This is a genomic window from Paramicrobacterium chengjingii (assembly GCF_011751765.2).
In the GTDB taxonomy this organism is placed as follows: domain Bacteria; phylum Actinomycetota; class Actinomycetes; order Actinomycetales; family Microbacteriaceae; genus Paramicrobacterium; species Paramicrobacterium chengjingii.
The window spans coordinates 565,084-578,626 of the sequence record NZ_CP061169.1 but is presented as its reverse complement, the minus strand read 5'-3'; the positions used below and the strand labels follow the sequence as shown (position 1 = coordinate 578,626).

Sequence of the window (13,543 nt, the reverse complement as noted above, 5' to 3'; positions counted from 1 at the left end):
ACCTCGAGCCGCCCTCGGCGTTGCCTCCTGTGAGCTCGCCGTGAGTACGGCACACCAACAGAAAATTAGTTGCCGATAGTCAACTATAAATCTATTGTTGACGAATACAACGATTTTACCTTCTCTGGAGCCTCCCCGCGTGACATCATCTTCAACTGCCGTCTCCCCTGCCGCCCCGCCGACGAAAATGTCGCACCGCGAGGTGCTGCAGGCACTTTCCGGACTGCTCACGGGCATGTTCGTGTCGATCCTTGCCGGAACGGTCGTGAGCAGTTCGCTGCCCGTGATCATCGCCGATCTGGGTGGCACCCAGGCATCCTTCACCTGGGTCGTCACCGCGACTCTGCTGGCCACAACGGTGTCGACGCCCATCTGGGGCAAGCTCGCAGACATTCTGAATCGCAAGCTGCTCATTCAGATCTCGCTCGTGATCTTCGTCTCGGCATCCGCTGCCGCCGGTTTCTCACAAGACCCGTCGATGCTCATCACATGTCGAGTGTTCCAGGGGCTCGGCGCCGGCGGGCTCACATCCCTCAGCCAGATCATCATGGCCGACATCCTCAGCCCGCGCGAGCGGGGCAAGTACATGGGGCTGTTCGGCGCGGTGATGGGAGTGGGAACGGTCGGAGGCCCGCTCATCGGCGGCTTCCTGACTGATGCTATCGACTGGCGCTGGAACTTCTTCGTCGGCATCCCCTTCGCCGTCGTCGCGATCATTCTTCTGCAGAAGACACTCCATCTCCCCAAGCGTCCGCAGACGCGCGTCACAATCGACTACCTCGGCACCGTGCTTCTCGCCGCCGGCGTCTCCCTTCTGCTCATCTGGGTGAGCCTCGCGGGCAGCGAGTTTGATTGGTGGAGCACCGAGACCGTTCTCATGGTCGGCGGTTCGCTCGTGACCATCGCACTCTTCATGATCGTCGAATTCAAGGCGTCGAACCCGATCATCCCCCTCAAGCTCTTCAAGAACCGCACGTTCACACTCGCCGTTATCGGCAGCATCTCCGTCGGTGTTGCGATGTTCGGCACGTCGGTCTTTCTCAGTCAGTACATGCAGCTTGCCCGCGGCGCGACAGCAACCGAGTCCGGGCTCATGACGATCCCGATGATCGGCGGGATGCTTGTTTCGTCAACGGTCGTCGGCATGATCATCACGCGCACAGGCAAGTGGAAACGCTATATGGTCGCCGGTTCGATCCTTCTGACCGTCGGAATGTTCCTCATGAGCACGATTCGGTACGACACCAACTTCGCGCTCGTGTCGCTCTTCATGGTGCTTCTCGGCGCGGGCGTCGGAATGATCATGCAGAATATGGTGCTCGTCGTGCAGAACGCCGTCGACCCGTCGGAGCTCGGTGTCGCCAGTTCAGGTGTGGCCTTCTTCCGCAGTCTCGGCGGCACGGTCGGCATCTCGGCGCTCGGGGCCGTTCTCGGCTCGCAAGCTACCAGCCTCCTCGCTGATCGCAAGGACGATTTGATGGCCGCCATCATGGCTCTCGGCGAGAAGGGAGCATCCGTTGCCGACCAGCTTTCGGGTGGTCAGCTTCCCGCGATGAAGAGCCTTCCCGAGAGTGTGCGGGTGATCATCGAGTCGGTCTACGGGCACGCGGTCGCCGACATCTTCCTCGTGGCGGCCCCGCTCGCATTCGTGACGATTATCACCGTGGCGCTACTGCCCAACCTCTCGCTCAGCGACAAGACGAACCACGAGCGTCTCGGTGAGACGACAGTCGACGGAGCGGGCGAAGAGATTGCTCAGCTCGCAGAGGCCACAGTCGCCGCTGAGCCCCGCACCGGACAGCTCGACATCGTGAACCCCGAGGATGGAGACCGAAAGGACCATCGCTAGGATGTTGGCCATGGCGGACAAGCACGAGAGCACGGCATCCGACCACGACGACGCTATCAGCGATGTTGAGCAGGAATTCGGCGCGATGTACACGCAAATGCGCCGGGTGATGATTCGACGCGCAGAAGCAGTGCATCCCGAGCTGACGGTCTTTGGCTACAAGATGCTTCGCGAGCTGAATTGTGACGAGGCGCTGCAGCAGGGAGTTCTCGCCGACCGGCTCCTGTCAGATAAAGGTGCCGTCAGTCGCGTTGTGCGACAGCTCGAAGATCTCGAGCTCATCACCCGCATCCCCGACCCTGCAGACGGGCGCGCTCAGCTCGTCCGCCTCACCGAAAAGGCGCACATCGCACTCGACTCCGTCGCGGAAGATAACCGGTCAGTGCTGCGATCCCGACTGTCGCTCTGGGAGATCGACGAGATTCGGCGTCTGGGCGACCTCTTGGGCAAACTCAACGAGACAATGGCTGAACGGGAACACGAGCACCGCGACGAGCGTTGACTCGAGCATGAAGCTCGTGCTCTACACCTCGGCATTCTGCGCGCCGTGCGCGGCGGCTCGGCGGGCCGTGGCCGACGTTCAAAACCTCGTGCCGTGGGTGACCTCTATCGAGAGAGACGTCGTCGCCCACGAGACGCATGCGGAAGCGGACGGCATCAGCTCGACGCCAACGCTGCTGATTCTCTCGCCCAGCGGCCGCGAGGTGTTTCGGGCGGAAGGCGCGCCACGCACCGATCAGCTGCTCACCGCCGTGGCGCTGCACCGTGATGCCGCGTGACGGTCGCGCGCGTGTGACGGCGACTGCCGACACAGCGAATGCGATGATCAGAGCGGTCGCCACGCACACACAGCCGGCAACCGACGTGAGCCCGCCGCGCTGGGCAGGGTCGAGAAAATCGTAGGGGTACCAACCAACAATCGCGCCGCGCACCATCGTGTAACTGAGCCACGCGACGGGGGCCCCCATAATATTCCGGATGCTGCGCCAGGGCACGGCATGTCGCTGCTGACCCGTGGCCCAGACGAGCACGACGCTCAGTGGTCCGACAACGTGGAGAACCTCGTTCGCCCAGCTGTCTGGCGCTGTCGACACGGCACGAAGCGAGACGTTATAGACGGCGCAGGTTGTCATCGTGTACGCAACCGTCGCGATCACAAGTTGCGCATACCAATCAGGATCGCTGTCAGAGCGAACGGCAACGACGCTTCCGATGCCGAAGGTCACCGCAGCCAAGCTGTTCGCCATTGTTGTGAAATAGCTGGCATAGTCGACAAAGTGATCGAGGGGACTCACACCGAGCAGACTCGCCGTGCGCACGAACTCGAAGCCGAGCGCAACCACCAGAGTGATCGCTATCGCCGCGCGAACGGCACCTTCGCGCGCACGCATGGGCTCATGCTACGACGGCCGCCTGGCGCGCGGTAGACCCCGAACGGGGCTTACCGCCTCCGCAATGCTGCGCGAGTTACTGGTTACTGAATGCTGCGTCGAATGACGTCTCGGGCTGTTTCCACAGCAATGAGCGAATGTACCCGACGGCTTCCCGTGCGCCGTGAAGGCGATCCATGCCAGCATCCTCCCACTCGATTGAGATGGGGCCGTCGTAGCCGATCGCGGTCAGCGCCCGAAATGCATCTTCCCACGGGACGTCGCCGTGACCCGTCGAGACGAAGTCCCAGCCGCGTCGAGGGTCGCCCCACGGAAGATGGGAACCGAGAACACCCGCGCGGCCCTGCACCGGGCGCATCCGCGTGTCTTTGCAGTCAACGTGATAGATGCGGTCGCGGAACTCCCAGATGAACCCGACGGGGTCGATCTGCTGCCACATCATGTGACTCGGGTCCCAGTTGAAGCCAAATGCCTCGCGGTGGTCGATCGCCTCGAGTGTACGCACGCTCGTCCAGTAGTCATACGCGATCTCGCTCGGGTGCACCTCGTGTGCGAATCGAACACCCTCGGCGTCGAACACGTCGAGAATCGGATTCCACCGGGCTGCGAAATCGTCGTAGCCTTCGTCGATGACGCTCGCGGGAACGGGAGGAAACTGCGCAACGTAGGGCCAGATCTTCGAGCCCGTGAACCCGACGACCACATCAACGCCGAGCTTTCGGGCAACGCGAGCCGACCGCTTCATGTCTTCTGCAGCACGCTGCCGCACTCCCTCGGGGTCGCCGTCGCCCCAGGTCGATGGACGCACGATCGCCTTGTGGCGAAAATCGATCGGGTCGTCGCACACGGCCTGCCCGGTGAGGTGGTTCGAGATCGCGTAGACCTTGAGGCCGTAGCGATCGAGAATGTCGAGGCGGCTCTTCAGGTATGCGTCGTCCTGATCGGCGCGCTCCAGGTCGAGGTGGTCGCCTGATGCGGCGATCTCGAGTCCGTCGTAGCCCCACTCGGCTGCATGCCGCGCCACCTCCTCGAACGGCATGTCGGCCCATTGCCCGGTGAACAGCGTGACCGGGTGCGTCGATTCGTTCGTCATCGTGTCTCTCCTCGTGCTTGTCAGCTGTGCGGTCAGGTTGCGGCGGGCACGTCGACCCACGCGGCAGTTTCGGATGCCGTCATGACGGCGTCCGTCAAGCGCACGGCGCGCAGCCCGTCATCGAAGCGCGGCAGCCCGTCGGGCGAGGCGCCGCCGACAGCGGCGTAGACGTCGCCGACGAACGCGTTGAAAGCATCTTGGTAACCTTGCGGATGGCCGGCTGGCACCGTGCAGAGCCGCGCGGCATCCGGGCTCAATTGGTCCGCGTCGCGCGGAACGATAAGGCTTCCCGTGCGCCGTCCGACCCACAGGGTCTCCGGTTGCTCCTGCTCGAAGCCGATGCTCTCCGCGCTGCCCGCAATCTCGATGGTCAGCGCGTTCTTACGGCCGGGGGCGGTCTGCGACACCAGCAAGGTGCCGATCGCGCCGCCCGTGGTCTCAAAAACGACGGCGGCGGCGTCCTCCGTCGTGATTGCCTGGTGCTCTGCACGGTCTCCGAAGAAGGTGCGCGCGGTCGAGGCGACACGCGTCACACGGTCACCGGTGACGAACTCGATCAGATCGATGAGATGCGAGCCGATGTCAGCGAATGCTCGAGAACGGCCACCCGCTGCGGCATCCACACGCCAATTGTCGTCCGCCTCATCGAGCATCCAATCCTGCAGATATGAGCCGCGAATGCTCAGGACGCGCCCAGACTCGCCTGAGGCGATGCGATCGCGGGCGTGGCGGACGAGCGGGTGGAAACGGTAGACGAAAGGCACAGCGGCGGTCACACCGGATGCTGTGTGCACGAGTCGCTCGGCATCGGCAACCGTCGTCGCGAGCGGTTTCTCACACACTACGTGCAGACCGGCTTCGAGCACAGCGAGCGCCTGCGGCGCGTGCAGCGCGTTCGGCGTGCAGACGTGCACTGCATCGACGTTGTCGATGAGCGCGTCGAGCGAATCGAATCCGCGCTCGATGCCCAGCTCCGCCGCCACCTGCTGCGAGCGCTCGGGAGAAGATGCGACGACGCCGGCGAGAACTGCACCGGTGCTTCGTGCCGCGCGTGAGTGCACGGCCGCCATGAAGCCTCCGCCGACGATTCCTACCCTCAGCGGGGCTGTCACTGCGACACCGTTGCCCGACGCGGGTCCCATCCTTCGGGGAGTGCGGGCTGTCGTTCGACCGTGCTCTCGACCGCGACGGGCGAGCCGGACTCGGCAGCCTCGATCGTCGATACCATGACGTCGAGCACGTGGAACGCCTGCTCGCCCGACGCGCGCTCCGTGCGTCCCTCGCGAATCGCCTGTGCGAGTTCGGCGACGCCCGTGCCGCGCGATGTCGTCGTGCCTGTCGACGCGATGGTGTCGACATCGTCTCCACCACGGTGCACGACCAGGTCGCCCTCGAAGGTATTCGGGTCGGGGACGACGAGCGTGCCATCGACGCCGGCAACCTCAAACTGGGTGCGGCCGAGCTTCGAGTCGAAGCTGAAGATGCTTTGCGCGGTCTGTCCGCTTTCAAACTCGTACATCGCGGCGACGTGCGTCGGCACGGTCACATCGAAGCTCTCTCCCGCACGGGGTCCGGAGCCGATCGTACGCGTTGCTCGCGCCTTCGATGCCGATGCCGTGACGCGTTTGACCGGGCCGAACAGCTGCACGAGCGTCGTGATGTAGTACGGGCCGATGTCGAAGAGTGGGCCGGCGCCGTCGTGAAAGAGGAAGTCGGGGTTGGGATGCCACGATTCCGGCCCTGGGCTCTGCATGAGTGTAAGTGCAGTAAGCGGCGCCCCGATCGCGCCGGATTCGAGCAGCCGGCGAGCCGACTGGATTCCCGCACCGAGAAATGTGTCGGGTGCGGTCGCCACACGCTTGCCTGCGGCATGAGCGGCGTCGAGCAGCTTCTTGCCCGACTCTCGATCGAGCGCAAACGGCTTCTCGCTCCAGACGTGTTTGCCCGCAGCAAGCACCTGCAGCGCCACCTCCACGTGCACGGCGGGGATCGTGAGATTCACGACGATCTCGATCTGGTCGTCGGCGAGCAGCTCGTCGACGGTTCCGGATGCTGCGACGCCGAACTTCTGCGCCTGTGAGGCAGCACGCTCGGTGTCGAGGTCGGCGATGAACCGCACGTCAAGATCGGGGAACGTCGTGAGGTTCTCGAGGTACTGAGAGCTGATTGTTCCGGCGCCGATGACGCCGATTCCAACGCGGCTCACGCGCTGGCTCCGTTCTCGAGTGAGGTCAGATAGGCGAGGCTGTCGACGACGGCCTCAAAGCGGTCGCCGCGCGAGTCGTCAAGTTCGATCACGCGCAATGCGTTCGGAGCCGCTGCGAGAATCGCGGGAATGTCGAGCGAACCGCTGCCTACCGCCACCTGATCCTTCGTCTCGGCAGTTCCGGGGCCGTCTTTCACATGGATAGCGACAACGCGGTCACCGAGGCGGCCCAGAAGCTCGACAGGGTCGGCACCGCCGACGGCAACCCAGTACGTGTCGACCTCGAGCACAACGGCAGGATCCAGAAGTCCGGCGAAGTATTCGAGGGCCGTGACCCCATCGATGGTGTTCTCGATCTCGTGAGCATGGTTATGGTAACCAACGGTGATGCCGTGCTCTGCCGCAATCTGCGCAGCCTCGTTGAGACGGCGCGCCGTCTCGGAAACGTCTTCAGCTGTCGTCCACTTCTCCGGCGCCACGAACGGGTCGATGACCGTAGAAATGCCCATGGATGCCGCGGCTGACGCGACGTCGGCAATGTTGCCGTCTGCGATGAATCCCTGGTGCGTTGTCGGCGTGGCGAGCCCTGTCGATGTGAGAGCACCGGCGAGTTCGGGAAAGTTCGTGAAGGCGAACGGCTCGACGCGGCTAAAACCGGCGTCAGCAAGGCGGCGGAGCGTGCCGGGCAGATCCTCGGCGATTGCCTCTCGCACGGTATAGAGCTGCACTGATATTGCGGACGTAGTCACGGTTCTCCTCGCTGAGTGGGGTAGTCATGCCTGGACTCCCATTCAAATGCCACTTTTGATCGCTGTCAAGCAGAAGTTGAATATCTATCGCCAGTAGCGACATATGGTTTACTCAAAACATGGTGAACGTCACGGGACACACGGCGCCACGAGCCACCTCAACAGGCGACTTGCTGCACATACTGCGTGATCGCGTTCCTCGCACAAAAGCTGAGATCGCGGCCCTGACCGGGCTGTCGCGTTCAACGGTCTCCGCTCGCGTGGACGCCCTGCTCACGAGGGGCCTCGTCGAACCTGCGGGCGAAGCTGCATCGTCGGGAGGACGCCCGCCGTCGCGCATCGCCTTCGCACCGGCATCCCGTCTCGTGATCGGAATCGATATCGGCGCGACCCACGGCATTGTCGCCGTCGCCGACCTCGCCGGCAGCATCCTCGCCGAGCGCTCCTCGCGCCTTCGAATCGCCGATGGACCAGAACCCGTGCTCGAGTGGGCGACGTCAGAGGCGCTCTCGCTGCTGCGCACTATCGACCGTGACATCGCCGATCTGATCGGTGTCGGCGTCGGTCTTCCCGGCCCTGTCGAGCATTCGACGGGATTGCCCGTGAATCCGCCGATCATGCCCGGCTGGGATCGCTTCGACGTGCCCGGTTTCGTGCGGAGGCGAATTCCGGTCTCTGTGCTCGTCGACAACGACGTGAACATCCTCGCGCTGGGCGAGCACGCCATGTCGTGGCCGGACTCCGATGAGCTCATCTTCGTCAAAGTAGCCACGGGCGTTGGCGCCGGAATCATCATGGGCGGAGAGCTGCAGCGTGGTGCCCGCGGTTCAGCCGGTGATCTCGGCCATCTCCGCCTCCCCCAGACTGAGCCTCCTGGTTCCCCTGACCTTGAAGATATCGCGGGCGGTCCCGCCATCGCGGCGAAGCTTGGCGGCACGACGAGCTCCGATGTTATCGATGCAGTGCGCGCTGGCGACGGCCAGGCGTTCGAGGCCGTGCGGCAAGCCGGGCGCGATGTCGGCGAAGTGCTCGCGGGCGTCGTCAACCTGCTCAATCCCTCGGTGATCGTGGTCGGGGGCAGCATTGCGCGTGCGGGCGAGCATCTGATTGCCGGAGTTCGCGAGGTCGTCTATAGGCGCTCGATACCTCTCGCCACCCAAGATCTTGCAATCGTCACGTCGCGCGGCGGCGAATCGGCCGGAGTGCTCGGCGCGGCGATCATGGTGATCAACTCGGCCCTCGCCCCCGATGCGGTCGACGAACTGCTCAGCCGCTGAATTCATCACACGGATGCCGCAACGCGGCGCGCGTGCACGGCAGACCGTGAGCCCGAGAGACAATAGACGGGTGCATTCCCGTCTCGCCAGCCGCATCATCGCCGATTCGAGCGACCGCGCGGGCTGGCTTCGCGCACGTTCGCGCGGAATCACCGCTACCGATGTCGCCAAGCTTTCGACACCGCACTCCATTCAGGTGGCCGCCGATGCGAAACTGCACGGCACCGGATTCACCGGCAACGTGTACACAGATCACGGCCGACGCCGCGAGCCCGAGATCGCTGCGTGGGTGGCAGCGACACACGGCATCGAGCCCTCATCTGCGCTGTTTCGCGCCGAAGTCGAGCACCGCCATCTCGCCACGCCAGACGGCGTCGTCTCAACACCTGACGAACGCGTCGTTCTCGCTGAGATCAAGACAACGACGAAAGCCTGGCGGTCGATCCCCCGCAACTACCTGCGGCAGGTGTGGTGGCAGCAGTATGTGCTCGGCGCAGAGCGCACCCTCGTCGTCTGGGAGCAGCACGACAATTTTGTTCCCATCGGCGACGCGCCGCTCTGCCAGTGGGTTGACCGCGACGAAACGCAGATCTCGCGCCTCATTACGCTCGCCAATCAGCTCATTGACGAGCTGCATCGCCGCACGTCGCGATCGGGCTGACGCCCGGCGTCTGTGGCAGACTTCGGGTATGACCGAGAGCGCATCCGTCCCCGACTCCATGACCGCGATCATCGCCGACGAACCGGGACCTGTCGACGTTCTACGCCCCGCGACGGTACCCGTTCCGCCCACGTACATCGGCGAGATTCTCGTCAAGGTCGCTGCGGCCAGCATCAATCCCATCGACACGAAGATTCGGTCGGGAGCGAGCCCGACGGCCAAAGCCCTGAACTACCCCGCCACCCTCGGCCACGACTTCAGCGGCACCGTCGCACGGTCTCCCTATGAGGCGCATCCGCTTTCGGCTGGCACCGAAGTGTACGGCATGACGCGGCTCCCCCGGTACTCGGGGAGCCACGCCGAGTACGTGTCCGCACCAACGCTCTGTGTCGCGCCCAAACCTCACACGCTCTCGCACGTGGAGGCCGCGTCCGTGCCACTCGCCGCGCTCACCGCGTGGGGCGCCGTCGTCGACGTCGCGCGCGCACACTATGGCCAGCGCATTCTCATTCACGCCGGAGCGGGAGGGGTGGGGCAGTTCGCCGTACAGTTCGCCCGTTTTTTCGGCGCAGAGGTCATCTCCACAGCATCCGCACGCAATGTCGACTTTGTGCGAGAGCTCGGCGCATCGGCCGTTATCGACTACACGGCCACACGCTTTGAGGACGAGGTGTCCGACGTCGACACCGTGATCGATCTCATCGGCAACGTCACAGATGACACCGGTTCACGCTCGTTGCGGGCTCTCAAGCCGGGCGGGCTCTTCGTGAGTGTGCCGACCGGCTCGTTCCCCGCCATGCAGAGCGAAGCGGATGCTGCCGGAGTCACCGCAACACGATTCACCCTCACACCGAGCGGTGATGTGCTCACGAAGATCACCCGTCTCATCGATCAGGGCGACGTGCGGGTGCATATCGACAAGACCTTCGACCTTGTGGATGCTGCAGAGGCTCACGCCGCCGTGGAATCCGGCCACACGCGCGGCAAGGTCGTGCTCACCGTCTAGTCAGGTCAGTCGCGCAGCACGCACTGCATGACGAAATCGTCACACCAGCGGTCACCGACTCTGAAACGTCGCGTTCCGACAACGGCGAAATCCGACTTTTCGTAGAAGCGCACGGCGCGCGTGTTGAGCTGGTTCACGCCGAGCCAGACGCCCCGAGCACCGTGCGCAAGCGCCGCCTCCAGCGTGTAACGCATCAGGGAGCCCGCCGCTCCAGTGCCGTGTGAGCTCGCGCGCACATAGACCTTGTTGAGTTCAACTGCGGGTCGGGCCGTAACAGCTTCGTCGACGTGCGGATCACTCGGCGATCGGTCGATGAGCAGCGTGTACCCATCGAGCACATCATCGGCCTCGGCGAGAAGCAGCATGTGCGTCGGGTCCGTGAGGTACGCCGTGAACCGCTCGGGCGAGAGATTCTCGTTCGCGAAGCTCTCGATATCGGCCCTCGGCATGTCGGGCGGGCACGCGAGACCGAATGTCTCGACAGCGAGTGCCGAAACTGCATTCGCGTCACTGGCCGTCGCCTGTCGAACTGCAGTCACCTTTCGAAGCCTACCGGTGGTCGGCGCTGGTGACCATGATGGTGCGTCAACGAAAAGTGCCCCCGCCGCTCGTCGCAGCAGGGGCACTTTTTCGTCAGACGGGATCAGAAAACGTTCACGTCAAGTGGGATTCCGGGGCCGAATGTTGTCGAGACGGCTCCCTTCTGAATGTAACGACCCTTTGAGCTCGTTGGCTTGAGGCGCACGACCTCTTCAAGAGCGGTGTTGATGTTCTCAGAAAGCTGCTCGGCTGTGAAGCTGGCCTTTCCGACAACAAAATGGATGTTGGCGTGCTTGTCGACACGGAAGGCGATCTTTCCGCCCTTGATGTCGTTGACTGCCTGCGCAACGTTCGGCGTTACTGTGCCGGTCTTCGGGTTCGGCATGAGGCCACGAGGACCAAGCACCTTTCCGAGACGGCCGACCTTGCCCATGAGCTCCGGCGTCGACACGGCGGTGTCGAAATCGGTGTAGCCCTCGGCTACCTTCTCAATGAGCTCGTCGCCGCCGACCTCGTCTGCGCCCGCCTCGATGGCAGCCTCAGCTGCTGCACCGGTTGCGAACACGATGACGCGAGCAGTCTTACCCGTACCGTGAGGAAGAATAACGGTACCGCGAACCATCTGGTCGGCCTTGCGGGGGTCGACGCTGAGCTTCAGAGCCACCTCGACAGTCGAGTTGAACTTCGACGAGCCGGTCTCCTTAGCGAGCGCAACTGCCTCGTCCGGTGTGTAGTGCTTTCCAGCCTCGATCTTGTCGGCTGCGGCCCTGTAGGCCTTTGACTTCTGTGCCATTTTTTTCTCCTGTTGAGAATGTGGTCATCTGCGCCTGGCCGGCGCTGCCACTGATGTCTGGGGGAACGAGTGTTACTCGACGGTGATGCCCATGGAACGAGCGGTGCCGGCGATGATCTTCTTCGCGGCGTCGACGTCGTTCGCATTGAGGTCGGCCATCTTCTGCTCGGCGATCTCTTTCACCTGGTCCTGAGTCAGCTTGCCGACCTTGGTGGTGTGAGGAACCCCGGAGCCCTTCTTGACTCCCGCAGCCTTCTTGATGAGCTCAGCTGCCGGCGGGGTCTTGAGGATGAACGTGAACGAGCGGTCCTCATAAACGGTGATCTCGACCGGAACGACGTTTCCGCGCTGCGACTCAGTCGCTGCGTTGTACGCCTTGCAGAACTCCATGATGTTGACGCCGTGCTGACCGAGCGCCGGGCCGATAGGCGGGGCGGGGTTGGCGGCGCCGGCGTTGATCTGAAGCTTGATCAGACCAGTAACCTTCTTCTTCGGTGCCATGTTTCTTCCTTCTTCTGGTAATCGAACTTCGCCGGATCTGGCGAATGCTCTCCCGACGGCCCTGGCCGGGCCGCGGTAATCCGGTCGACGCCTTGCGGCGCGACCGAGGTACTAAAGCTTTGTCACCTGGTCGAAGCTGAGCTCGACCGGAGTCTCGCGCTCGAAGAGCGAGACGAGCACGGTGAGCTTGCCGCTCTCAGGCTTGATCTCACTGATCGTGCCAGGCAGACCCGCGAACGAGCCTTCCTTGATGGTGATGGTCTCGCCGACCTCGAAGTCGATCTCTGCAGGAATCGAGCGCGAGGGCGTCTTTCCTCCGCCGGAGCCTCCACCGGTCTTGGCCGGGGCAGTCTCTTTGATCTCGACGAGGCTTTTGAGCATGTTGAATGACTCTTCAAACCGCAGCGGAACCGGGTTGTGTGCGTTGCCGACGAATCCTGTGACTCCAGGTGTGTGGCGAACGACAGACCAGCTGTCTTCGTTGAGCTCCATGCGAACGAGCACGTAGCCGGGAACGCGAACGCGGGTGACCATCTTGCGCTGGCCGTTCTTGATCTCCACCACGTCTTCCATGGGGACCTCGACCTGGTAGATGTAGTCCTCGACCTCGAGCGTGCCTTTGCGCTGCTCGATATTCGCCTTCACGCGACGTTCGAAGCCGGCGTAGGAGTGAATGACGTACCACTTGCCCGGCATCATGCGCAGTTCGGTGCGAAACTCCTGGTACGGGTCGACCTCTGTCTCGGTCTCTTCGTCGGCCGCCTCGGCGTCAGACGCCGATTCATCGCCGGATTCCGGCGTCTGTCCGAGAGCGTCGAGTGCAGCGTCGAGTGAACCCTCGACGTCTCCGTCTTCGACGTGCAGCGCACGGTTCTCGGCAGGCTCTACGGCTTGCTCGTTACCGGCGAGGACGTTGCCCTCTTGGGCCTCGTCGACCTCAGACGACTGCTCAGCCGCGGTTGCCCAGTCGACGTCGTCTCGGTTTCTCTCTGACACTGAATTCATTCCATTTCTTTTCGTGCGGCGTCGCCCCGCTGTGCGGAAACAGGCGCCGTATGAGGTGACCCGATCAGACCCCGGGGCTTCCGAAGGTCAAGATGACGAGCCAGCTGAAGAGCTGGTCGAGCCCGAACACGAGCGCCATCATGAAGATCACGAAGACCAGCACGACGCCTGTGTAGCTCCACAGCTCCTTCTTCGTCGGGGTGACGACCTTCTTGAGTTCGTTGATGACCTGCTTCAGGAACAAAATGATCCCGGCGAAGGGTCCACGCTTTGCGGCGCGGTCTTTCTTCGCTGCAGCGACGACATCCTCGCTCGGGGTGTCGATTACTTTACGGGCCAACGTGTTACACCTTTCGTGTGCCGGTGCTCACGCACCGACGCGCAGGGCGGACAGGACTCGAACCTGCAACCTGCGGTTTTGGAGACCGCTGCTCTACCAATTGAGCCACCGCCCTATGAGTGGGGTTGCACC

The 13,543-nt window shown here is 63.3% G+C and carries 15 protein-coding genes and 1 tRNA gene; 5 read left to right on the top strand and 11 right to left on the bottom strand.

What is annotated here, in order from left to right:
• Window positions 1-187: 187 nt before the first annotated feature.
• Entirely contained in the window at window positions 188-1,849 is a 1,662-nt protein-coding gene (locus HCR76_RS02930) for an MDR family MFS transporter (protein WP_166987935.1), read from the top strand.
• Window positions 1,850-1,859: 10 nt separating this feature from the next.
• Window positions 1,860-2,351 carry a MarR family winged helix-turn-helix transcriptional regulator gene (locus HCR76_RS02925; protein ID WP_198248130.1) on the top strand — a complete coding sequence of 164 codons (492 nt, stop codon included), beginning with the start codon at window positions 1,860-1,862 and terminating at the stop codon, window positions 2,349-2,351.
• Here HCR76_RS02925 and HCR76_RS17740 read toward each other — a convergent pair.
• The 5 genes from HCR76_RS17740 to HCR76_RS02900 all read right to left on the bottom strand — a co-directional run bounded on the left by HCR76_RS17740 (window position 2,302) and on the right by HCR76_RS02900 (window position 7,288).
• Window positions 2,302-3,240 (bottom strand): Pr6Pr family membrane protein, encoded by a 939-nt coding sequence (locus HCR76_RS17740; RefSeq protein WP_166984847.1) that lies wholly within the window; start codon window positions 3,238-3,240, stop codon window positions 2,302-2,304. The two genes, HCR76_RS02925 and HCR76_RS17740, sit on opposite strands and share 50 nt — an antisense overlap.
• Window positions 3,241-3,316: 76 nt before the next feature.
• Window positions 3,317-4,333: a sugar phosphate isomerase/epimerase family protein gene (locus tag HCR76_RS02915; RefSeq protein WP_166984849.1), complete on the bottom strand. Its 1,017-nt coding sequence runs from the start codon at window positions 4,331-4,333 to the stop codon at window positions 3,317-3,319.
• Between the two features lie 32 nt (window positions 4,334-4,365).
• Window positions 4,366-5,475 carry a Gfo/Idh/MocA family protein gene (locus tag HCR76_RS02910; protein WP_166984851.1) on the bottom strand — a complete coding sequence of 370 codons (1,110 nt, stop codon included), beginning with the start codon at window positions 5,473-5,475 and terminating at the stop codon, window positions 4,366-4,368.
• A complete protein-coding gene (locus tag HCR76_RS02905; protein WP_166984853.1) occupies window positions 5,442-6,539 on the bottom strand; it encodes a Gfo/Idh/MocA family protein in 1,098 nt (365 codons plus the stop codon). The genes HCR76_RS02910 and HCR76_RS02905 overlap by 34 nt, the downstream gene beginning before the upstream one ends.
• Window positions 6,536-7,288 (bottom strand): sugar phosphate isomerase/epimerase family protein, encoded by a 753-nt coding sequence (locus HCR76_RS02900; RefSeq protein WP_244971469.1) that lies wholly within the window; start codon window positions 7,286-7,288, stop codon window positions 6,536-6,538. Before HCR76_RS02900 ends, HCR76_RS02905 begins: the two co-directional genes overlap by 4 nt.
• Before the next feature lie 119 nt (window positions 7,289-7,407).
• On the opposite strand from HCR76_RS02900, the gene HCR76_RS02895 reads away from it, so the two are divergent.
• From HCR76_RS02895 to HCR76_RS02885, 3 genes are all read left to right on the top strand, one after another.
• Window positions 7,408-8,565, top strand: a complete 1,158-nt coding sequence (locus HCR76_RS02895) for an ROK family transcriptional regulator (protein WP_166984855.1) — start codon at window positions 7,408-7,410, stop codon at window positions 8,563-8,565.
• A gap of 70 nt (window positions 8,566-8,635) precedes the next feature.
• Complete coding sequence (locus HCR76_RS02890) at window positions 8,636-9,226, top strand: YqaJ viral recombinase family protein (protein WP_166984857.1); 591 nt, start codon at window positions 8,636-8,638, stop codon at window positions 9,224-9,226.
• A 28-nt stretch (window positions 9,227-9,254) separates the two neighbouring features.
• Window positions 9,255-10,232, top strand: coding sequence for an NADP-dependent oxidoreductase (locus tag HCR76_RS02885; protein ID WP_244971468.1), 978 nt, complete (start codon window positions 9,255-9,257; stop codon window positions 10,230-10,232).
• Between the two features lie 5 nt (window positions 10,233-10,237).
• Here HCR76_RS02885 and HCR76_RS02880 read toward each other — a convergent pair whose 3' ends face one another.
• From HCR76_RS02880 to HCR76_RS02855, 6 genes are all read right to left on the bottom strand, one after another.
• Window positions 10,238-10,771, bottom strand: coding sequence for a GNAT family N-acetyltransferase (locus HCR76_RS02880; RefSeq protein ID WP_244971467.1), 534 nt, complete (start codon window positions 10,769-10,771; stop codon window positions 10,238-10,240).
• A gap of 104 nt (window positions 10,772-10,875) precedes the next feature.
• Window positions 10,876-11,565, bottom strand: coding sequence for a 50S ribosomal protein L1 (gene rplA, locus HCR76_RS02875; protein WP_166984859.1), 690 nt, complete (start codon window positions 11,563-11,565; stop codon window positions 10,876-10,878).
• A 72-nt stretch (window positions 11,566-11,637) separates the two neighbouring features.
• A complete protein-coding gene (rplK, locus tag HCR76_RS02870; RefSeq protein ID WP_166984366.1) occupies window positions 11,638-12,066 on the bottom strand; it encodes a 50S ribosomal protein L11 in 429 nt (142 codons plus the stop codon).
• Between the two features lie 111 nt (window positions 12,067-12,177).
• Complete coding sequence (gene nusG / locus HCR76_RS02865; RefSeq protein WP_166984861.1) at window positions 12,178-13,062, bottom strand: transcription termination/antitermination protein NusG; 885 nt, start codon at window positions 13,060-13,062, stop codon at window positions 12,178-12,180.
• Window positions 13,063-13,135: 73 nt separating this feature from the next.
• Window positions 13,136-13,411 carry a preprotein translocase subunit SecE gene (secE, locus tag HCR76_RS02860; protein ID WP_166984364.1) on the bottom strand — a complete coding sequence of 92 codons (276 nt, stop codon included), beginning with the start codon at window positions 13,409-13,411 and terminating at the stop codon, window positions 13,136-13,138.
• 42 nt (window positions 13,412-13,453) lie between these two features.
• A tRNA-Trp gene (locus HCR76_RS02855) sits at window positions 13,454-13,526 on the bottom strand.
• Window positions 13,527-13,543 lie beyond the last annotated feature (17 nt).